The organism is Vibrio sp. HB236076, assembly GCF_040957575.1.
GTDB lineage: Bacteria > Pseudomonadota > Gammaproteobacteria > Enterobacterales > Vibrionaceae > Vibrio.
In genome coordinates this window covers 463,211-484,997 of the sequence record NZ_CP162601.1, presented here as the reverse complement: position 1 = coordinate 484,997, position 21,787 = coordinate 463,211, and the positions used below count along the sequence as shown (strand labels likewise).

18 protein-coding genes and 1 pseudogene are annotated in these 21,787 nt (G+C 49.8%); 4 read left to right on the top strand and 15 right to left on the bottom strand.

The window, feature by feature from the left end:
* Nucleotides 1–260: 260 nt before the first annotated feature.
* Together zur and AB0763_RS02290 are read left to right on the top strand one after the other, a co-directional pair.
* Nucleotides 261–722, top strand: coding sequence for a zinc uptake transcriptional repressor Zur (gene zur, locus AB0763_RS02295; RefSeq protein WP_306100934.1), 462 nt, complete (start codon nucleotides 261–263; stop codon nucleotides 720–722).
* Nucleotides 723–734: 12 nt separating this feature from the next.
* On the top strand, nucleotides 735–1,196 hold the full coding sequence (locus AB0763_RS02290) for a chemotaxis protein CheX (RefSeq protein WP_306100933.1): 462 nt from the start codon (nucleotides 735–737) through the stop codon (nucleotides 1,194–1,196).
* A 105-nt stretch (nucleotides 1,197–1,301) separates the two neighbouring features.
* Here the strand turns inward: AB0763_RS02290 and pgi are convergent, their stop codons facing one another.
* Entirely contained in the window at nucleotides 1,302–2,951 is a 1,650-nt protein-coding gene (pgi, locus tag AB0763_RS02285) for a glucose-6-phosphate isomerase (RefSeq protein WP_306100932.1), read from the bottom strand.
* Nucleotides 2,952–3,315: 364 nt separating this feature from the next.
* Between pgi and AB0763_RS02280 the strand changes: the two genes are divergently transcribed.
* On the top strand, nucleotides 3,316–3,738 hold the full coding sequence (locus tag AB0763_RS02280; RefSeq protein WP_306100930.1) for a secondary thiamine-phosphate synthase enzyme YjbQ: 423 nt from the start codon (nucleotides 3,316–3,318) through the stop codon (nucleotides 3,736–3,738).
* A gap of 154 nt (nucleotides 3,739–3,892) precedes the next feature.
* On the opposite strand, the gene AB0763_RS02275 is transcribed toward AB0763_RS02280, so the two are convergent.
* Nucleotides 3,893–5,287 (bottom strand): replicative DNA helicase, encoded by a 1,395-nt coding sequence (locus AB0763_RS02275; RefSeq protein WP_306100929.1) that lies wholly within the window; start codon nucleotides 5,285–5,287, stop codon nucleotides 3,893–3,895.
* 170 nt (nucleotides 5,288–5,457) lie between these two features.
* On the opposite strand from AB0763_RS02275, the gene AB0763_RS02270 reads away from it, so the two are divergent.
* Nucleotides 5,458–6,246, top strand: a complete 789-nt coding sequence (locus tag AB0763_RS02270; protein ID WP_306100928.1) for a YdiY family protein — start codon at nucleotides 5,458–5,460, stop codon at nucleotides 6,244–6,246.
* A gap of 1,103 nt (nucleotides 6,247–7,349) precedes the next feature.
* Here the strand turns inward: AB0763_RS02270 and AB0763_RS02265 are convergent.
* The 13 genes and pseudogenes from AB0763_RS02265 to AB0763_RS02205 form a co-directional block, all read right to left on the bottom strand.
* Nucleotides 7,350–8,189, bottom strand: coding sequence for a polysaccharide lyase family 7 protein (locus AB0763_RS02265; RefSeq protein WP_306100927.1), 840 nt, complete (start codon nucleotides 8,187–8,189; stop codon nucleotides 7,350–7,352).
* A gap of 461 nt (nucleotides 8,190–8,650) precedes the next feature.
* Nucleotides 8,651–9,100 carry a 50S ribosomal protein L9 gene (rplI, locus tag AB0763_RS02260; protein WP_306100926.1) on the bottom strand — a complete coding sequence of 150 codons (450 nt, stop codon included), beginning with the start codon at nucleotides 9,098–9,100 and terminating at the stop codon, nucleotides 8,651–8,653.
* A gap of 33 nt (nucleotides 9,101–9,133) precedes the next feature.
* Nucleotides 9,134–9,361: a 30S ribosomal protein S18 gene (gene rpsR, locus AB0763_RS02255; RefSeq protein ID WP_000090472.1), complete on the bottom strand. Its 228-nt coding sequence runs from the start codon at nucleotides 9,359–9,361 to the stop codon at nucleotides 9,134–9,136.
* 15 nt (nucleotides 9,362–9,376) lie between these two features.
* The gene (gene priB, locus AB0763_RS02250; protein ID WP_306100925.1) at nucleotides 9,377–9,679 is read right to left on the bottom strand and encodes a primosomal replication protein N; all 303 of its coding nucleotides are present in this window, start codon (nucleotides 9,677–9,679) and stop codon (nucleotides 9,377–9,379) included.
* An 8-nt stretch (nucleotides 9,680–9,687) separates the two neighbouring features.
* Complete coding sequence (rpsF, locus tag AB0763_RS02245) at nucleotides 9,688–10,059, bottom strand: 30S ribosomal protein S6 (protein ID WP_306100924.1); 372 nt, start codon at nucleotides 10,057–10,059, stop codon at nucleotides 9,688–9,690.
* A 1,970-nt stretch (nucleotides 10,060–12,029) separates the two neighbouring features.
* A complete protein-coding gene (rpe, locus tag AB0763_RS02240) occupies nucleotides 12,030–12,698 on the bottom strand; it encodes a ribulose-phosphate 3-epimerase (RefSeq protein ID WP_306102356.1) in 669 nt (222 codons plus the stop codon).
* A 346-nt stretch (nucleotides 12,699–13,044) separates the two neighbouring features.
* Nucleotides 13,045–13,851: pseudogene (locus AB0763_RS02235) on the bottom strand (Dam family site-specific DNA-(adenine-N6)-methyltransferase); the annotation flags it as partial.
* Nucleotides 13,852–13,925: 74 nt separating this feature from the next.
* The gene (locus AB0763_RS02230; RefSeq protein WP_306102357.1) at nucleotides 13,926–15,554 is read right to left on the bottom strand and encodes an AAA family ATPase; all 1,629 of its coding nucleotides are present in this window, start codon (nucleotides 15,552–15,554) and stop codon (nucleotides 13,926–13,928) included.
* A gap of 67 nt (nucleotides 15,555–15,621) precedes the next feature.
* Nucleotides 15,622–16,707, bottom strand: coding sequence for a 3-dehydroquinate synthase (gene aroB / locus AB0763_RS02225; protein WP_306102358.1), 1,086 nt, complete (start codon nucleotides 16,705–16,707; stop codon nucleotides 15,622–15,624).
* A 31-nt stretch (nucleotides 16,708–16,738) separates the two neighbouring features.
* Nucleotides 16,739–17,257, bottom strand: a complete 519-nt coding sequence (gene aroK, locus AB0763_RS02220; RefSeq protein WP_306102359.1) for a shikimate kinase AroK — start codon at nucleotides 17,255–17,257, stop codon at nucleotides 16,739–16,741.
* 350 nt (nucleotides 17,258–17,607) lie between these two features.
* Complete coding sequence (gene pilQ / locus AB0763_RS02215) at nucleotides 17,608–19,044, bottom strand: type IV pilus secretin PilQ (protein ID WP_306102360.1); 1,437 nt, start codon at nucleotides 19,042–19,044, stop codon at nucleotides 17,608–17,610.
* 54 nt (nucleotides 19,045–19,098) lie between these two features.
* Nucleotides 19,099–20,193 carry a hypothetical protein gene (locus tag AB0763_RS02210; RefSeq protein ID WP_306102361.1) on the bottom strand — a complete coding sequence of 365 codons (1,095 nt, stop codon included), beginning with the start codon at nucleotides 20,191–20,193 and terminating at the stop codon, nucleotides 19,099–19,101.
* On the bottom strand, nucleotides 20,186–21,670 hold the full coding sequence (locus AB0763_RS02205; protein WP_306102362.1) for a hypothetical protein: 1,485 nt from the start codon (nucleotides 21,668–21,670) through the stop codon (nucleotides 20,186–20,188). Before AB0763_RS02205 ends, AB0763_RS02210 begins: the two co-directional genes overlap by 8 nt.
* Between the last annotated feature and the right edge of the window lie 117 nt (nucleotides 21,671–21,787).

The following is a 21,787-nucleotide window of genomic DNA, read 5'->3' as shown; positions in this document are numbered from 1 at the left end:
TGATGGTCTCTGGGTTTGAATCTAAAATCGAGGCTTAGTAAATCACTTGATAAACCAAGGAATAAATTATCGCAAAGCCCAGTTCAGTGATCTTGGCGTTACTTATGTGAAAAACTGCTCACAGGGCTATCGTTTCACGCCAATATAAGGTAATTTAACGGTTTATCATTGTAATGTTGGTTATCAAGGCTGTTTTTGCTTTGCACTCAACAAAAATGCAACCATCTTATTATGAATAGTTTATACTTTCACAAGACAACGTGGTTAGGGTGAAGATTTTGAACCACAAGCCAACAGAACAAATTGAACAGATATGCCAAAGACGAGGGGTGCGCTTAACCCCTCAACGACGTGCGGTTTTTGAGCTTATCTGCCAAAGTAACAAAGCCTCTAGTGCTTATGAATTATTAGAGCAATTGCAAAAAAGCGAACCACAAGCCAAACCGCCCACTGTGTATCGCGCTCTCGAATTTTTGCTCGAACAAGGCTTTGTACACCGTGTTGAATCAACCAACAGCTACATTTCTTGCTGTTTGAGCCACGAATCACAACACGTGTTTCAACTGTTAATTTGCGATCGATGTGGCTATGTCGAAGAATTACACGACGACAGCTTAACGGCTCAGTTAAATGTCAATGCAAAACAGCACCAATTTCATTTAACTAAGCAGGTCATCGAGTCTCATGGCATCTGTCAGGATTGTTACACCTCAGAAAAATAGATAGAGAATGTTATGCGAGCAGAATTTGTAAACCCGTTTTTAGCTTCACTGTTGAATGTTTTAAAAACCATGGCTTCGTTAGAGCTAAAACCGCAAAAGCCGAGAATCAAAAAAGATGAAATTGCTCGCGGTGACGTTTCTGGCTTGATTGGTATGGTGGCGCCAAATACCCGTGGTTCGATGTCGATCACCTTTGACGAGAGCCTGGCTTTGGAAATCATGCAAAATATGCTGGGTGAGCGACCGAATGGCCTAAACGAGGAAGTCACTGACATGGTGGGTGAGATCACCAATATGGTGACCGGTGGTGCGAAACGCATTTTATCAGAAAGTGGCTTTGACTTTGACATGGCGACACCGGTGGTGGTCTCTGGCCGCGGTCATACCATTCGCCACAAGTGCGAAGGCGCGATCATCATCATGCCGTTTAACTCTCAGTGGGGCAATGCTTTCATCGAGATTTGTTTCGAGTAACCTCGCCAAATTAAGCCCTCCTCGCTCGAAGTTGTTCCGCTTCTGTGTGAGCTGCGAAAAAAAGCCAGTATTGACACTGGCTTTTTTTGATCGTCTTGGTCGAGATTAGATCAGCGCTTTATATGCATTGATCAACCCATTGGTTGAACTGTCGTGCGAGTCAACCGGGCTGTTATCCGCAAGCTCTGGCAAGATTTGGTTCGCCAGTTGTTTACCAAGCTCTACGCCCCATTGGTCAAAGGTGAAGATATTGAGGATCACCCCTTGAACAAAGATTTTGTGCTCGTACATCGCGATCAATTGACCTAACGAGCGCGGCGTGATGGACTTAAGCAAAATTGAGTTGGTTGGGCGGTTGCCTTCAAATACCTTGAACGGCGCGATCTGTGCCACTTCGGCTTCGGATTTACCGGCAGCCACTAACTCTTCTTTCACCGTCTCTAGCGATTTACCAAATGCCAATGCTTCGGTTTGCGCAAAGAAGTTCGACATCAGTTTTTGGTGGTGATCAGAGACCGGGTTGTGAGAAACCGCTGGCGCAATAAAGTCACACGGGATCAATTTCGTACCTTGGTGAATCAGTTGGTAAAACGCATGCTGACCATTGGTGCCTGGCTCACCCCAGATAATTGGGCCGGTTTGGTAGTCAACTGGATTGCCATTGCGGTCGACGTATTTGCCATTCGATTCCATATTGCCTTGTTGGAAATAAGCAGCAAAACGGTGCATGTATTGATCGTAAGGCAAAATTGCTTCGGTTTCCGCACCGTGGAAGTTGTTGTACCAAAGGCCGATCAGCGCCAGTAACACGGGGATATTTTTGTCAAATTCGGTGGTTTTGAAGTGCTGATCCATCTCGTGCGCACCGCTGAGCAGTTCGACGAAATTATCATAACCAATCGACAACACAATCGACAAACCAATCGCTGACCACAAAGAGTAACGACCGCCGACCCAATCCCAGAACTCAAACATGTTATCGGTATCAATACCAAATTCAGCCACGGCTTCGGCGTTGGTCGACAAGGCAACAAAGTGCTTAGCCACGTGTGCTTGTTCTTTGGCTTCGGCTAAGAACCAATCGCGAGCTGTGTGGGCATTGGTCATGGTTTCTTGGGTCGTGAAGGTTTTTGAGGCAACCAAGAACAACGTGGTTTCCGGGTTAAGGCCTTTCAGCGCTTCGGCCATGTGCGTGCCGTCGACGTTGGAAACAAAATGGGCATTCAAGTGGTTTTTGTACGGCTCTAGTGCTTCGGTCACCATGTAAGGGCCGAGATCCGAACCACCGATACCAATGTTGACGATGTCGGTGATCGCTTTGCCGGTATAGCCCGTCCACTGACCAGAGATTACCCGCTCAGAGAAGGATTTCATTTTTTCCAACACCGCGTTGACGTCTGGCATGACGTCTTTGCCGTCAACGAAGATAGGATCGTTACTGCGGTTGCGAAGGGCAACGTGCAACACAGAACGGCTCTCCGTTTGGTTGATGGTTTGACCGCTAAACATGGCTTCGATGGCAGACTCGACATCGGTCTCTTTGGCCAAGTTCAACAAATGAGACAAGGTTTCTTCAGTGATCAAGTTTTTCGAGTAATCGACTAAAAAGTCAGAATTAAAACGGGTTGAAAATTTATCAAAACGCTGCGCATCGTCGGCAAAAAGAGTTTTAAGGTCGAAGTCTTTCGCAGAGGCGAAATGGTCAGTTAAGGCTTGCCACGCATTAGTTTGCGTTGGATTAATATTTTTCAACATGTTGTGATTCCCAATCTGAATGTTTTGTGAAGTGGTGCAGAAGAGCGCCTCACCTCATTATAATAACAAGTAAAATCTTAATGTTTCTTTCTGTTTTCCTTTTTTATCACGAACGGCGAGGCGCGGCTAGATGATCTGGTTGTAACTTGTAGAGCATCGGCATATCAAGACTTTAAATGACCTAATTTTAACCGCTTCTTTACTTCACCATCACGGCCTATCGCCAGCGAGAGACAGCAATAGCCCAACAATATGCCATTCACAACCAAGGTTTACCCTTGCCCGCTTCTGAGCTATGGTCTACACGTTATCCGATTTATCGTCGCGCTTTCTTGGGCGGCCTTCCCACCATCACGAGGTTAGTATGTGGCAACAAATTACCATCGAACTGCCGGCCAAACGCCGTGGCTTTCATTTAATCACCGACCACATTGAGCGTGCCATGACTCAGCTCAAACCGATCGAAGTCGGCCTTGCTCATTGCTTTATTCAGCACACGTCGGCCAGCTTGAGTATCAACGAAAACGCCGATCCGACCGTCAGAGCCGATATGGAAGCTTATTTTCATCGCTTAGTACCAGAAAATGCGCCCTACTTTCAGCATACTTACGAAGGACCCGACGATATGCCTGCGCACATTAAAGCGGCCATGCTTGGCAATAGTGTGACAGTACCGGTGCAAAATGGGCGTTTATTACTCGGCACGTGGCAAGGGATTTACTTAGGTGAGCACCGCAATCACGGTGGGTCGCGTCGGGTTATTGTTACGTTACAAGGACAGGCATAACCCCTGCTGATACTTGGTGCGCTCCCTAACCATCGCCATGGAGATAGGCAAACAAAACGCCCCTTCCACAATCGGCAAGTGACGTGAACGAGATGGTAACGCGCTTTCAACGGCCCGCTCAGCGAGCCGTAATACGGTTATAAAATCAGGGGACTTATTCGTCGTCGAAGGCAGGACCGGCGTAGTTATCAAAGCGCGAGTGATGGCCTTGGAAGGTCAGACGCACCGAGCCAATTGGGCCGTTCCGTTGCTTACCAATGATGATTTCAGCAATGCCTTTGAGTGCACTGTCTGGGTTGTACACCTCATCGCGATAGATAAACATAATCAAATCCGCGTCTTGCTCAATCGAGCCCGATTCACGCAAATCTGAGTTAACCGGGCGTTTGTCGGCCCGTTGCTCCAACGAGCGGTTTAACTGTGACAGCGCCACCACAGGGACATTGAGCTCTTTGGCAAGCGCTTTTAGCGAGCGAGAAATTTCCGCGATTTCTAAGGTCCGGTTGTCCGATAAAGCCGGCACGCGCATCAACTGCAAGTAGTCGACCATGATCATCGATAAACCGCCGTACTCTCTTGCCACACGACGGGCTCGCGAACGCACCTCCGTCGGTGTTAGGCCTGAGCTGTCATCGATGAACATGTTTTTTTTCTGCATCATAATGCCCATGGTCGACGACAAACGCGCCCAGTCTTCGTCGTCGAGCTGACCGGTTCGGATTTTCGTTTGATCCACCCGCGACAACGAGGCCAACATCCTCATCATCAGCTGCTCAGCCGGCATCTCGAGCGAGAAAATCAGCACCGGTTTTTCTTGATCCATGGCGGCGTTTTCACACAAGTTCATGGCAAAGGTGGTTTTACCCATCGAGGGACGCGCCGCGACGATGATCAGATCGGAGCCCTGAAGACCGGCGGTTTTCTTGTTGAGATCGGTAAAGCCAGTGTCGACCCCAGTCACGCCATCTTGCGGGCTTTGATACAGCTCTTCAATGCGATGAATGGTTCTTTCCAACACCGACTCGACACTTTGCGGCCCTTCGTTTTCGTTGGTGCGCTCCTCGGCAATCGCAAAGACCTTACTCTCGGCGAGATCGAGCAAATCTTCACTGCTGCGCCCTTGTGGGTCGTAACCGGCGTCGGCGATTTCGTTGGCCACCCCAATCAAATTTCTGACCAATGCGCGTTCGGCCACGATGTCGGCATAAGCGATGATGTTTGCCGCACTTGGGGTATTTTTGGCCAAGTCGGTTAAATAAGCAAAACCGCCGACATCATCGAGTTGTTCGCGGTTTTCTAAATATTCAGATAAGGTGATCAAATCCAAAGGCTTGCTTTGTTCTAAAATGGCTTTGGCGGCATCAAAGATCAGACGATGAGGTCGGCTGTAAAAATCCTTGGTCACTACGCGCTCGGCCACAGAGTCCCAGCGTTCATTGTCTAATAACAAGCCACCGAGCACCGATTGCTCGGCTTCAATCGAATGGGGTGGCACCTTGATAGAATCCACCTGCTTGTCTGCGTTGCGTCGCTCTTTAAATTCAGCCATTGCTTTACTCACTTACCTTATTTGACTGCTGATTATAACGGATTTTTGCGCGGGTTTTCGCGGTGAAATGACTTTAACAGAGAATCTCTGACTTTTAACCTAACATTGACGCAATCGCCAAGACAGATGCGTAATATCCGATCACTGAATCATGACTCAATGAGGTTAGCGTGCCAAACCTGTGGTGTTTTTTGGTTTTATCACTCCTTTGCTCCCCGCTATACGCGCAAGAAACCCCCAATCCCAATTCGGATGCCAGCCCGTCCTCCGAGCCTAAGATTGAGATCAGCGATCCGTTAAAAACCGAGTTTGAAATTGGTTTTCAGGCCAACACCGGCAACACCGACTCGCGCACCTTTAATACCCGTTTGAGTGCTGAGTACACCGAAGGGCGTTATCGCTCGAGCGGTTTACTCAAGTTCTACAATTTATACGAAGATGGCGATGAAAGTAAACGTCGTTCAAATTACGAATTTCAGCTCGATTACAAGACCGGTGTCAGAACCTATCGCTATGGCAGCTTTGATGGCACCGACTCGCAATATACCGCCTATTATCAAGATTATACCATCTCTGCAGGGTTTGGTTACCAGTTGCAAAATACTGAAAATTGGCGTTTAGAATGGGAGCTTGGTCCGGGCTATCGCTATCAAAAACCCAATCTCGATGAAATTGATGATGACGACATCGTATTTGAAACCACGGTCAAAGAACCGATTGTTCGAACTCAGTTGACCAGCCAATGGCAGGCGTTAAAAAGTGTCAGCTTAGAAAACATCGTCACTGTGATTGCCGGTGGCAGTAATACCCGAGTGGAGAACGAGTTCAATATCACCAACAAAATCACCGAAGGGATTGCCGTCAAGATCAGTCATAACTTAACTTTTCACAACAAAGTGCCCAGCGGATTAGACAAAACTGACACCACGACCAACGTCAACTTGTTGTTTTCGTTTTAGTTTTAAAGAAGATCGCTACGCTTCAAGTAGCAAGATCACTTCGTTCCAAGTGGCAAGGAAAACCAGAGTATAAAACAGTCAAACACAGTATGAGACAGTTAAACACAGTCGGACTTCTTAACTGCATTCCCTCGTTCCCATGCTCCTGCGTGGGAATGCAGACCACCGAGTAAAGGTGTTCGCGATCATCGGATTGGCAGCGAGTAAGACCAGGGGGAATAGCATTTGGATCATGGTAAGCCAAAGCGTTCACTTGGGGTCGGATTCGCGGGATCGACGCAATCACAACTTGCACTCAATACATGTTGCTATTTACAGGACACCCAAGTATTTCAAGTCTCAACAATAGATGGGTGTCCTAACTTTCTGCTCTGTGTTAAGCGCAGCGCACTGTATCACACTGTCATTCACTGTCTTTACCTTGCCACTTGAGCGAAGCGTCCTTGCAGTGAAACGACCTTGAAGCACAGCGATCTTCTTTTTAAGTACTCCGGGACACCCAGGTATTTCACCGCGAATGAATTAGTGGGTGTCCTGAATTGATTTCTGTCAAACACAGTATGAGACAGTGAAACCCAGTCGGACTTCTTAACTGCATTCCCTCGTTCCCATGCTCCCGCGTGGGAATGCAGACCACCGAGTAAAGGTGTTCGCGATCATCGGATTGGCAGCGAGTAAGACCAGGGGGAATAGCATTTGGATCATGGTAAGCCAAAGCGTTCACTTGGGGTCGGATTCGCGGGATCGACGCAATCACAACTTGCACTCAATACATGTTGCTATTTACGGGACACCCAAGTATTTCAAGTCTCAACAATAGATGGGTGTCCTAACTTTCTGCTAGTGAAACGACCTTGATGGAGAGTGGAGAGTTACAGGACACCCAGGTATTTCACCGCGAATGAATTAGTGGGTGTCCTGAATTGATTCTTTGGATCATGGTAAGCCAAAGCGTTCACTTGGGGTCGGATTCGCGGGATCGACGCAATCACAACTTGCACTCAATACATGTTGCTATTTACGGGACACCCAAGTATTTCAAGTCTCAACAATAGATGGGTGTCCTAATTTTCTGTTCCTAAACTTTCCTTAAGAACAACTCATTAATCACTATGGCTGACATCCAAGTCCGTGAACTTAACCGTGAAACTGCCGCCACTACTTTTGTTTGCTTGGGCATAGTTTCCTGCCTTGAAGTAAAATGTATCGTCCAACCAATCATCGTCCATATCCCCCTCGCCTATGGTGACGGATTTAGTTACCGTTTCTCCTCCATAAGTGACCGAAATACTTATTTTTTTATCTTCAACCTCAATAGTATAGCTCCATTCATCGGTACCGGGCACCAAGCCGAACTCTAGATCAAAGTTGTTGCCGTCTTCGGCACTTTCATTGATGATCGCACGAACGTCTTTTGTCGGGCCATCCCATTGCAATTTCACTAAGGCATAATTGGAGTTATGTGCATGTATTTGGCCAACTACTGTTTGTGGATCGTCATCATAATAGTCGGTCACACTAAGGGTGGCAGAAAGAGTATGAGTGCCGCTACTAATATCCCAATTGGCCGTACCCGTTGAGTCACACGCACTCCAATCGTATAACTCTCTGAGTTCAGAACGAACATAACTTGAATTTAGCGTTGATGCCCCGCCGTCCAATGGGGTAACAAAGACCATCGCGCCTGATGAATCGCTGTAAAAATAATTGGTATCTTCAAATCCTTCATCAATTCCAGAGCCACTGTAATTATTGCCGGTACAATCGCTGGGTAGGATTTCTGCAGCATCATCATCATCACCGGAGCCAAAATACGCGTATTCACTCACAGGCAATGTCAACTTCCATTGGCTTAAATCAAAATCATCCGATGGGGCAGCAAAAGCTTGGCCTTGTGTTACTGCCAGTACAGCAACTAAAGTACTCAGTGTCGTTAATTTCATTTTGACCTCTATTGTTGAAAGTAATTTGTCATCAATATGTATCTGCATGTTTTCCAGACGACAATAAGATTGATGAATCGTTACCTTTGGTCAATTACTGAACTATTAATTTTTATATCAAAATATAATAATAACCATTCCGATTCCACATTAATCATAATTCATTGATATTTATCATAATTAATAGATAAACATGAAATATAACAAAAATTAAAAGGATAATTTTTGTGAATGATATTTGTGTATTGGCAGTGTAATGTAGCAAGAGAAAAACAGTGTAAAACAGTCAAACACAGTGTAAGACAGTGAAAAACAGTAAAACCAAAATCTATCTTGAGAGCTGTGTTTCACTGTGTTAAGCGCAGCGTACTGTCTTACACTGATCACCCTGTCTTCTCTGTATTTTAAACAAAAAAAAGGCACTGGATTAACCAGTGCCTTTTTTGAACTCTTAACTGAGATTACTCAGCAACAACTTGTACTTTTGCTGTTGCGAATACTTCTGAGTGAAGTTGAACAGTGATGTCAAATTCACCAGTAGTACGTAGAGCACCTTCAGGAAGACGAACTTCGCTCTTAGATACTTCAACGCCAGCTGCAGTGATTGCATCTGCGATATCGCGAGTACCGATAGAACCGAATAGTTTGCCTTCGTCACCAGCTTTAGAAGTGATAACAACCGCTTCTAGAGCTTCAACTTTCTCTGCACGAGCTTGAGAAGCCGTTAGTTGCTCAGCAACTTTCGCTTCAAGTTCAGCACGACGAGCTTCAAACATTTCAACGTTTGATTTAGTCGCCATAACAGCCTTACCTTGTGGGATAAGGAAGTTACGCGCGTAACCAGACTTAACGCTTACAGTATCGCCAAGACCGCCAAGGTTACCGATTTTATCAAGTAGAATAACTTGCATTGCTTAATCCTCTTTCTTAATAAAACGAACCGATTACTGATGCTTGTCAGTGTACGGAAGTAGCGCTAGGTAGCGAGAACGCTTGATAGCACGTGCAAGTTGACGTTGGTATTTCGCGCTTGTGCCAGTGATACGGCTAGGTACGATTTTACCAGCTTCAGTGATGTAGTTTTTAAGAGTTGCTACGTCTTTGTAATCAATCTCTTGTACGCCTTCTGCAGTGAAACGGCAGAATTTACGACGACGGAAGAAACGAGCCATGGGCTATCTCCTGATCTAAATATGAGTAATGTTGTCGGCATGTAACACTAATTTTCCCACCCCATTCCGGCTGGTTTGGTAAGCAACAAAGCCGCTTACCTCAATGTGACTGCCTAAAACTAAATGTTGAGTTAAGTCTTGTGACCTCGCCCCGCTTACCACCACCGGCATGCGACAAAACACTTGCCTAGGCAGGTCAGCTTCAATCACAGTGGAACGGTGCTCAAGCCAAAAACGGCAATGCTCAATTCCACTCGGACTGCGGCTTCGAATAGGGTCTTTTGTGATAGAACCACTCAACACCATTCGATTGGTCATAGAACTTATTACTCAGCAGCTTCTTGTTTCGCTTCAGCGTCACGACGTGGAGCGCGTTCTTCTTTCTGCTTAAGCATGATAGAAGGCTCAGTGATCGCTGATTTAGTACGCATAATCATGTTACGTAGTACCGCGTCGTTGAAACGGAAAGCCGTTTCCAACTCGTCGATAACCGCTTGGTCAGCTTCTACGTTCATAAGAACATAGTGTGCCTTGTGAAGCTTGTTGATTGGGTAAGCCAATTGACGACGACCCCAATCTTCTAGACGGTGTACAGTACCGCCAGCTTCAGTGATAGAACCAGTGTAACGCTCGATCATGCCAGCAACTTGCTCGCTTTGATCTGGGTGCACCATGAATACGATTTCGTAATGACGCATGGGTTGCTCCTTACGGATTATTCAGCTTCCACAATTGGTCCAGTCAACCAGAGGAAGCAAGGAACGAAAAAAAATGACTGGCATTAAGGAGTGCGAATAGTACAGAAAGGAAGCAAGATAGGCAAGGGAAATACAAAAGAAAGTTTAAGGCTGTGTAAAACAGTCGAACACTGTTTAAGACAGTGAAACACAGTCGGACTTCTTAACTGCATTCCCTCGTCCCCATACTCCCGCGTGGGAACCACCGAGTAAAGGTGTTCGCGATCATCGGATTGGCAGCGAGTAAGACCAGGGGAATAGCATTTGGATCATGGTAAGCCAAAGCGTTCACTTGGGGTCGGATTCGCGGGATCGACGCAATCACAACTTGCACTCAATACATGTGGATCCGACCCCTATAGCTCGAACACACTTGGCAAAGAACAAAGACTGACCTTAGCAATCGACATCAATGACGGCACCGACATCAACGCTCATTCCATTCCCATTTGCTTCCTCACTTCTAGGGGTCGGATCCGCATAAGACCGAGCACTGGGCCAGGTCAGCCTATCTCGCAAATCCGACCCCGTTTGAATTAGGTAAAACCAAATAAAGACAGTGAAACACAGTCGGACTTCTTAACTGCATTCCCTCGTTCCCATGCTCCCGCGTGGGAATGCAGACCACAGAGTACAAGTGTTCACGATGATCGGATTGACAGCGAGTAAGACCAGGGGAATAGCATTTGGATCATGGTAAGCCAAAGCGTTCACTTGGGGTCGGATTCGCGGGATCGACGCAATCACAACTTGCACTCAATACATGTGGAACCGACCCCTATGGCTCGAACACACTTGGCAAAGAACAAAGACTGACCTTAGCAATCGACACCAATGACGGCACCGACATCAACGCTCATTCCATTCCCATTTACTTCCTCACTTCTAGGGGTCGGATCCGCATAAGACCGAGCACTGGGCCAGGTCAAGCTATCTCGCAAATCCGACCCCGTTTGAATTAGGTAAAACCAAATAAAGACAGTGAAACACAGTCGGACTTCTTAACTGCATTCCCTCGTTCCCATGCTCTCGCGTGGGAATGCAGACCACCGAGTAAAGGTGTTCGCGATCATCGGATTGGCAGCGAGTAAGACCAGGGGGAATAGCATTTGGATCATGGTAAGCCAAAGCGTTCACTTGGGGTCGGATTCGCGGGATCGACGCAATCACAACTTGCACTCAATACATGTGGATCCGACCCCTATGGCTCGAACACACTTGGCAAAGAACAAAGACTGACCTTAGCAATCGACATCAATGACGGCACCGACATCAACGCTCATTCCATCCCCATTTGCTTCCTCACTCCTAGGGGTCGGATCCGCACAAGACCGAGCACTGGGTCAGGTCAAGCTATCTCGCAAATCCGACCCCGTTTGAATTAGGTAAAACCAAATAAAGACAGTGAAACACAGTCGGACTTCTTAACTGCATTCCCTCGTCCCCATACTCCCGCGTGGGAACCACCGAGTAAAGGTGTTCGCGATCATCGGATTGGCAGCGAGTAAGACCAGAGTGAATAGCATTTGGATCATGGTAAGCCAAAGCGTTCACTTGGGGTCGGATTCGCGCGATCGACGCAATCACAACTTGCACTCAATACATGTGGATCCGACCCCTATGGCTCGAACACACTTGGCAAAGAACAAAGACTGACCTTAGCAATTGACACCAATGACGGCACCAACATCAACGCTCATTCCACCCCATTTGTTTCATCACTCCTAGGGGTCGGATCCGCATAAGACCGAGCACTGGGCCAGGTCAGCCTATCTCGCAAATCCGACCCCGTTTGAATTAGGTAAAACCAAATAAAGACAGTAAAACACTGTCATTCACTATCTTTACCTTGCCACTTGAGCGCAGCGTCCTTGCAGTGAAACGATCTTGCAGCGAAGCGGACTGTCTTACACTGTGTCACACTGTCTTGGTTACACCGTCGCCAGTTGTTCACGCATCTTCGCGATCACATCTTGATAATCTGGCTGATCAAAAATCGCCGAGCCTGCGACAAACATATCGGCGCCGGCGCGGGCAATCTCAGCGATGTTGTCGATTTTCACCCCGCCGTCGACTTCTAAGCGAATGTCGCGGCCGCTGGCGTCGATCAACTGACGTACTGCGCGCAGCTTATCCAAAGTATGAGGAATGAAAGATTGGCCGCCAAAGCCAGGGTTGACCGACATCAGCAAGATCAAATCCACTTTATCCATTAAATAATCGAGATGGTGCAGTGGCGTCGCCGGATTAAAAACCACGCCCGCTTTCATGCCGTGTTGTTTGATCAATTGCAAGGTGCGATCAACGTGCTCAGACGCTTCAACGTGAAAGGTCACCATAGAAGCGCCCGCTTCGGCAAAGTCAGGGATCAGGCGATCGACCGGTTTCACCATCAGGTGCACATCAATCGGGGCAGTGATGCCAAAGTCGCGCAGCGCTTTACACAAAGGCGCACCAAAAGTGAGATTCGGTACGTAGTGGTTATCCATCACATCAAAGTGAATCACATCAGCACCGGCGTTGAGTACGCGCTCAACATCATCGCCCAAACGAGCAAGATCGGCAGATAAAATCGATGGTGCTATTAAAAAATCTCGCATACTTCCCTCTTCAATCAGTGTGCTTTTGTCGTGCGGGATACCGTGCACAATCGCCACCCCGCTGCTAGAAAACCCTTAGCTAGATGAGCAGTTTATCTCAAAAAGCCTCACTTGGAAAAAGGCGTTGTGACAAACTGCCTTGCACAGCGTTTTTTTTAAAAGGACGTCAGCAAAAGGGGCATGTCACCGGTAAAAACAAAGAGGATAAGCAAGATTGAATACCTTACCCCTTTAGTGTTTTTTTACTCTTTTTCTTACCCGGTGCTTTGGCAACAGACATCTCAGTCACCGACGTGATAATCGCCTCGGCTTTGGGCTTTACTTGGCGCTTGGTCTTTGGCTTGTCGAACAAGGCCAGCAGTTCGTTGACTTTATTGCGCCCTGAGCCATTGCGACTGATGGTGCGTTTGACTTGCACCACGTTTAACGTTGCCCCGTGATACAAGCGACGCGTTAACGTGGTGTCGTGGTTAGAGATCAATACCGGAATGCCTCTTTGCTGCGCGGTTTCTTCTGCGATATCGGCCAGCGCGGCTTGATCGTCAAGCGAAAAGCCATTGCCCGCGTAAGAGGTAAAATTGGCGGTGTGAGACAAAGGCGCATACGGCGGATCGCAGTAGATCACACTGCCCTGCTTAGCTTGGCGAAACGTCTCGGGGTAGCCTTCACAGATAAAGGTCGCATTTTGCGCTTTTTGGGCAAAAAACTCTAACTCCGCTTGCGGAAAGTACGGTTTTTTGTACGAACCAAACGGCACATTAAAGCCGCCTTTTTTGTTGTAGCGACACAAGCCATTAAAGCCAAAGCGATTCATATACAAAAACGCCAACGAGCGATAAAACACATCATCGGTGCCATTAAACTCACTGCGCACCGCAAGGTACGCGTCTTTGCGATTGTACTCTGGGGTAAACCAGCGTTTGGCTTCGTCGATATAGCGCTGGGCGTCGGTTTTGAGCAGGTTGTACAAGTTGATTAGGTCGGGGTTGATGTCCGCCAACACGTAGTGTTCAAAATCGGTATTGAGAAAGACCGAGCCTGCGCCAACAAAGGGTTCCACCAGCTGCTCGCCGTCCGGTAAATGACGTTGAATATCCTCTACCAGACTGTATTTTCCACCTGCCCACTTTAGAAAGGCGCGCTGTTTTTTCATTGACTGCTCTGTATTTCGATCTCTAGGGTTGTGAAGGCTGCGGAATGTAACATATTTTTTGACTGAACTCAGGATTATTTCGCCCGTTCAATCTCCCTTTGCACTTGGCGCAATGACTTAGCCCAAGGCTCGGCGGCGCGCAGTGACGCCGGCAAGGTGCTTACCGCATCGCGCGCCAGTTGTATGGTCGGATAATCTTGGTAAGTGATGATATACCAGGTTTTCTCGTTGCGCACCGTCGGGTAAATGCGCACTTGCGATGCCACTTGATGGGTGTCCAAAAAGCGTTGTACTTCTTGCGGGCTTTGCAATGCCGCCAATTGCAAGGTGTAGTGTTTACCAGGCAAGGCCATTAAGGCTTCGCGGGCATAAGAAAAACGCACCGCATTCGGGGCCGCCTCGCTTGCGTCTGCCGAGCGAGCATCTTGCCCTTCGCTGCCCTCTGGCGACTCGCTACCCGTCGCATCGGCACTGTCTACCTTCGAATCCTCGGGACTCGCCTGGTCAGCTTGAGTGTCCGCAGGCTGAGACTCAACAGAATCGCCTATCGCTGAGTCTGCTTCACTCGCGACACTGGCTTCTGTGCTGCTTTGCTCACTGGCAGGGGCCGATTCTTCGCCTAAGAGCGCATCAACCACATCGGCATTGATCACCACGCGCTTTTTATCGCCGTCGTCACTGCCGACACTTTCTTCACTGCCTACCACACTCGGTGGCAACGCACTGGAATCGTCGGCAATGCCCTGCTCTTGGGCCCATTGCAGTTCGCGATCGCCTTGTGTCAGCGATGCCGACTCCGTGGCACTTTGGCCTTCGGGCTCTGATTGAGGGGCTTGCTCGTCTTGAGAGTCTGAGGAGTCTAAACTTGGGATCGCCGTTTGTTCCAGGCTGTTGAGGATCTGCTCTGCCTGTTGCTCGGCATTGGGCTGCTGCCACAACCACCAAGCACTGCCACCGGCGATCGCCAGGAGTAACAACGCAATCAGCAGTAAGTTTAACGGCGAGCCAATGATTGAACGAATGATGATTTTCTTTTCCACGCTTATCTCCCCTAACGCCATGATGTCACCTGGCAAGGGCACCACAGTTTTAAATTCATTGCGCACTTTTTTTTCCACTCGCCGGTCGACGTATTTGACCACCAAGGATTCAAAAAAATGGCGCGCATCCATCTCCGAGAGTGGCTCAACCTCAAGCTCGATCGGCTTGTGATCTTGGCCATACATCAGACGACCGACCATCTTCTCTACCGTGGCCGGAATCGCAAACAGCAGAACATTCACGGTCCAATTGGGGTTTTGCTGCGCGGCCAGTACCCATTCCCAGCACTCGGCGATCAGAAAGTCGTCTAGGTGTTGAGCATCATCGATCGCAATGACAATATCAACCACTTCATCGTCAGTAAGCTGTGAAAAACTGTCGAGTAAGCTCTCTTGTGGATCGAGATAAGGGTCGGCAAACAATTGACTGAAGATCATCACCCGTTGCGACGTCGCCGTATGCGTTGGCCGCGCCATCAAAAGCACTTGGTCTTTGTTTTGCGCAAAGACTTCCAGATAACGCTGAGCGAGCCACGATTTTCCCGACCCTGGCGCACCGCTTATCGTGATCAGATTAGAGCCGAAATGGGTCAACAGCTCGAGTCGCTCTAACAACTGAGTTTGACTTTCTAACTCTAATAAGTGGGGAGATGACGCGCTCATGCTTTACCCTAATGACATAAAACCAGAGCAGCGCACTGGTTTTATTGGCAAGATTGATAACGGCGAATTAACGGCCACTGTCAATCGCCGCTCGGATCATGTCTAAGCTGGCATCGGAACGCACTTGCGCCGTGCCGATCGAGGTTGGCAATACCAATCTCAATTCGCCGGCCAGCACTTTTTTGTCGCGCATCATGTGTTTGATAAAGTCGTCAAAACTCATGTTCTCTGGCGTGTGCGTGGGCAGCTTAGCGCGAGTGAGCAAGTTTTCAATTCGCTCGACATCCGCAGGCGTGATCAGGCCGTTGAGCTCGGCGGTTTTCGCCGCCATCACCGTTCCCGAAGACACCGCTTCACCGTGCAACCACACGCCATAACCCAGCTCGGCTTCAATGGCATGACCAAAGGTATGACCGAGGTTGAGCAAAGCGCGAATGCCCGACTCTTTTTCATCAATCGCCACCACATCGGCTTTAATTTGACAGCAACGCGCAATCGCATAGGCCAAGGCTTGTTCATCGAGGGCGTACAAAGCGTCGAGATGCTCTTCTAGCCAGACGAAAAAGTCGCGGTCGTAAATGATGCCGTATTTGATCACCTCTGCCATGCCTGCCGCAAATTCGCGCGCCGGCAAGGTCGCCAAACAGTCGGTGTCGATCACTACGGATTTTGGCTGATAAAACGCGCCGATCATATTTTTACCCAATGGGTGATTGACCGCCGTTTTACCGCCTACCGAAGAGTCGACTTGCGACAGTAAGGTGGTCGGGATTTGAATAAAGTCGACACCACGTTGGTAACACGCCGCCACAAAGCCGACCAAGTCACCAATCACGCCACCGCCCAAGGCAATGAGCAGTACATCGCGTCCGTAATTGCCCTCGAGTAAAAAGGTCATCACGCGATTAAAGATGTCTAAACTTTTGTATTGTTCACCATCGGGTAAAGCCAGTAACGCGGGTTTGGCCCCCACCGCCTGCACTTTGTCGATGATGGTTTGTCCGTACAAAGGCGCCACTGTTTCATTGGAAACAATGACGACTTGCTGGTTTTCTCGGATATGAGAAGACAATGAGGCTGGGTCATTGAATAACCCAGCACCAATTGAGATAGGGTAGCTACGTTCAGCTAAATCGACCGTAATCCTTTCCATGGGAAGACTCCGAAGTTAGAAAGCGTTAAGTTTATCTCTCTTCTAGCATTTTTACGATCTGGTTGGCTACCACTTTTGCACTTTGATCATCGGTGCGAACGGTATAATCCGCCACTTCTTGATAAAGTGGGTTACGCTCAGCCGCGAGTGCCTCAAGAACTTCACGGGGTTGGTCCGTTTGCAATAACGGACGTTTTTTGTCGCGATTGGTACGAGCAAGTTGCTTCTCAATCGTGGTTTCGAGGTAGATCACGATGCCGCGAGCAGACAAGCGGTTGCGGTTTTCTTTACTCTTGACAGAGCCACCACCGGTCGCCAGAACAATGCCTTGTTCTTCAGTGAGATCGTTAATCACTGTTTCTTCGCGCTTGCGGAATCCTTCTTCGCCTTCAACATCGAAGACCCAAGCAATATCCGCACCTGTGCGCTCTTCGATCACAGTGTCAGAATCAACAAACTCCATATGAAGTTGTTGAGCGAGATATCTACCAATTGTACTTTTGCCAGCACCCATCGGGCCAACAAGAAAAATGTTACGTTTCTCAGCCATATTCAGCAGTAATTTTACAACGTTAATTCAATGACATCGCCACAAGAAGACACATGAGATCAAAAAAGAATCCAGGGCTTGTGGCACCAATTCCTCACAGATATTTCGTGATAAGACCCGAAATTATCCAAGCAAGCAGGCCCTAATGCAACATTATTTTTTATTTCATTGCTAAGGGCGGTAAAATAATACCGTTTTGATTCGGTGTGCGCGCTGCAATAGATACGGAGAAAAGCCTTAGTACGCCACCCATTTTTTCTTATAAAAGAAGCCTCTAACAGATTATTTTACCTTTAAGTCCCTCAGCGCTGCTATCGGTTTTTCTTCACCGGCTTGTTTTTCTTTACTCGCTAAGAGGCCCCGTGTGTGAGCGAGACGGGGATCAGCCGCGGCGTGACAAAAATAAGCAACTCACTGCTGACCTGGTTTTGATACTGACGTCGAAATAACGCGCCAACGCCAGGCAGATCACCAAGCCACGGGACTTGCTCTGTCACCTCGCTGTCCACCTGATGAACAATGCCGCCGAGCACGATGGTTTGACCGCTTTCTACCAAGACTTGGGTCTCTAGTCGTCGCGTGTCTATCGCCACCGCATAACCGGTCGAGGTCGGCACCGTTTCACCTTGGCTGTCTTGTGTGACATTGAGATCAAGGCGCAGCCACTCGCCATTGATCACTTGTGGGGTGACCGACAAACTCAGCACCGCTTTTTTAAACGCCACAGACGTCGCCCCACTGGCCGCCGATTCCACATAGGGGATCTCGCTGCCTTGTTCAATATACGCCGTGGTTTGATTGGTGGTGATCAAACGCGGGCGACTGATAATCTCTGCTTTTGACGCTTGTTGCAAGGCCGAAAGCTCTAAATCGAGTAAAACGCCGTGTCCGAGCCGCCCCACTTGCATGGCCACCGAGGCGGCCTGAGCAGCGCTGGCGGCCAGATTGACATTGAGCTGCTCACTCAATGACGCCCCTTCTTGGCGATCAAAATAACTTTGGTTTTGCCAGTTTTGTTCGATGCTCGCCCCCACCCCATCACCGGATAGCCCCCATCGCACCCCGATTTCATCCAAACTGCCACGGGTGACGGTCACCAGACGCGCCTCAATTTCAATTTGTTTGGCAGGTACGTCGAGCTGCGCTATCAGGTTTTCAATGCGCTCGAGTTCGGCTCGGCGATCGTCGATGATCAGCGCATTGTTCTGGCTGTCGGTCACCACCCGTCCCTGTTCAGACAACCACGACAAGGGGTGTGAGGTCTGTAATTGCTCGAGCAAGGCGGCCGCAGATAGGTGTTGCAAGGCAAACGTGCGCATTTGAGTCGGCTCAGCCTGAACCGGTTTGGGCGCGACAAACCAAATCTCTCCTTGCTTGTCGAGTTGCAGTTGATGACGGTATAAGATGGCATCAAACGCCTGCTGCCACGGCACTGACGTCACATTGAGGCGGGTGTCCCCGCGCACGGCCTCAGACACCACTAAATTAATGCCCTTTTGACTGGCCAGTAAATACAAGGCATCGGCAATGGCCATGCGCTCAATGTGCACGCTGGTCTGCTCGGCGCCGTTGGCATGCTCTGCCACCTTAGCCGTGGCCAGCACAGGTTCTCGCGGCGCCGTTTGCGCCTTGGCTAAGGTGGTAACGCTGACACTAAGCGCAGCAAGGGTAACACACCAAGCGGCCCATCCGACGCCTCGACTTGCGAGGCGATACCAAGCCAGTGGGCCACCGTTCGCGTTGAATGCGCTCATCACACGCCATGAGGTGAGTTTGATTTTGGCCATAAACACTCCTTGCTCAATCCATCGTCTGTACTTGTGCACGCGCCCTCCCTCGGCTCAATCCACATAGGGCCATTGCTGACGCCGCCAATGACATCGCCCCTGAGCCCAATGCCCTTGCTGCGTGACAATGGCATGGGGCAGCACCTCGGTGAGTAAGTGCGCAGGGCGAGCAAACCACTGACCGGGCGAGACACTGGCAATGGCGCGGCTAGTGGGGTCGCGCAGCCAGACAAAGTCACGTTGCTGGTATTGGCTGCGCCCCTGAATGTGCAATTGACTCAGCTTGGCATTGGCAAACGCACTGACGCTATCGGGCACACATTGATGCCTTGGCTTGGCCGGGAGCAGAACACGACTGGCAAAGCCGGTGCGCGTTTTCATCCAGTGCGAGGAAGAAGCGCGAGGCGTGATCGATGACGTTAAGGGCGCAGAGGAAAACTCGGCTAGCCAGGACTCAGGCCAAGCTAAATGGCTCACCTCGAGCGTGAGCTGCCACTGCCCTTGGGCCTGCCTAGACCAGTTGAGCGACTCAATCGCCAGCGCTTGGGCCGCCAAGTCGCTCAGCCATTGCGACAGCCCTTGTACCGGTCCGTTTACAACCAAGCGATAACCACTGGTCTTTGTGTCTGGCATTCGCTTATCAACAACTGGCTCATCAGACACTCGCCCATCAGATCCTGGTGCCTCGAATACTGGTGCCTCGAATACTGGCGTCACCGTGAGAGTGAGCGTCGGCGCCTTATCGCGCCCCTGAGAAGACAACCAGGCGCCGAGCGTGTCAGACGACAACACCAAAGGCGCGCCGCGATAGTGCCAAGCGCGTTGCAACGCGTGCAGTTCCGCTTGGCGTTTTGGCAAGGCCAACATCGCGCGCTCGACGCCCTCCACCTCGCGTTGCTGCGTCGTGAGTGCCTGTTGCTGCTGATAAAATCGCTCCCCAAGTCTCGCCGCCCCACCCACGCCAACCACCAGCGTTAAGCCAAAGATGAGCACTCTAGCCCAATACCAGATTTTCACCTCTGGGCAGCGCTTAAGCCCCTCGAGATAGTGGACATCAAGCGCTTGAGCCGGTTGACTTTTTGACCTCTCTCCTGAAAGCTCAACTGAATGCTCCGCCCCGTGACGGTCGGCAACACGCGTGTCATCCACCTTTGACCTCCTTATGGCGCGCGTTGAGTACTGGCGTGGCATGGCTGGCTTGCCGATCATGAACGAGACCACTTAGAGGCTCGCCGCTCTTTTCATCCCGGCTTAAATGACGATTGAAGCGGTAGTGCCAGTGCTGCCACCCGCTGGCGAAAGGGGCGCTGACCGGCAACGGGCCAAGCGCCACACGCCGGTTAAGTGCGCGGCCCAAAAGAAACGGCGGCGCCACTTGTGCCACTGGCAGTTCGACTTGCCAAGCCCACTGTTCAGGTTGCCACTGCCAGTTCAGCAATTGTAAGGACGCGCCGCGGCGCACTTGGTCCTCGAGCCAATCGGTGGTTTGATGCCAGGCATGCCAAAGCTCATGGTGGCGAGCCTGTTGCTGCTGCCACAACGCCCAAGCTTGTGACCAGGCGGTCAACTGCGCCGCCTCATTTTGTCGCACTTGAACTTGATGGCGTAAGCTTGCCGTGTGCGCTTGCAGCTCGAGCAGGTGAGCTTGACGCTGCTGATAGACAGGCTCGCTGACCCAAACGCCGCTTAGCAAAGCACAGAGCATCAGCGCCACCGACGCCAACAGCTGCTTTTGGTCGCGCCGCCGCTGCTGAACTTGCCAATCCTTGTGCCACGGCATGAGATTGATGGTCGCCGCCCCCGCCTCATCCGATGGCGTGCGCGGCGCCTTTGCGGTTTGAGCATCGCGTTGACCAGTTTGAGCATCGCGTTGACCATAGCGCAAAGAGCGAGGTTGATAACGGCCTTGCCAACCGAGAAAATACTCACAAGCCGCGCGGTGCTCAAGTCGGCGCTTGGCTTGCTCACGACCCAGAGTTGCCGCGGATAATGGCCCAGCGTCTGCCGGTGATGCAGAGCAAAGCGAGTCTGATGAGGGAAACTCTGAATGCTCTGACTTTGCAAGATCTGACCTTGGAAAGACGGATTCTGAAAGCGGATCCTCTGACCACAAAGGGAGCGCGCTTTTCGGGATCACCATATCCAATGGCCAATGCAAGGCGCGAAAACAACGCTGGCAGGCGTCAATCACCGCTTGGCGCACCACACACAAATCAACCTCGCGCTGGCCGTTTTCGGCGTTCGTCACGCGCAGCGCATCCCAATGCACCGCGTCCATCGGGCAAGACAAGGATTGACTGACCGCCTGTTGCAAGGCTTGCTGACTTTTGGCAAGCGAGAGATCGGCGGGCAAACTCACCGACTTGTAGAGCACTTGGTGTTCGGGGATCATCACAATCACCGAGCCTGCTGGCGCCAACGCGCCATGGACAATCTCTCGCACGCTCTTGACACTTTGCTGATGATTCTGACCGTCGAAATCGGCGACAATAGGCCAAGATAAAGGTATTTGTGCTTCGGCCGTTAAATGCCAATCTCGTTGCTGATCTCGCCGCTGGTATTGCCAAGTGATGAGATGGCAAAATTGCTCAGTCAATTCAATGGTGGTCAATGTTATCAGCGTCACGCCTTGCTCCTATCTCTCTGTGACAAAGGCTGCTATGCTTTACGCCACTAACTACCTGAGCCTTTAACTTGTCGAGAGTATGACTAAGTGGTTAACCCCGTGGTAAGGCCAAATAGA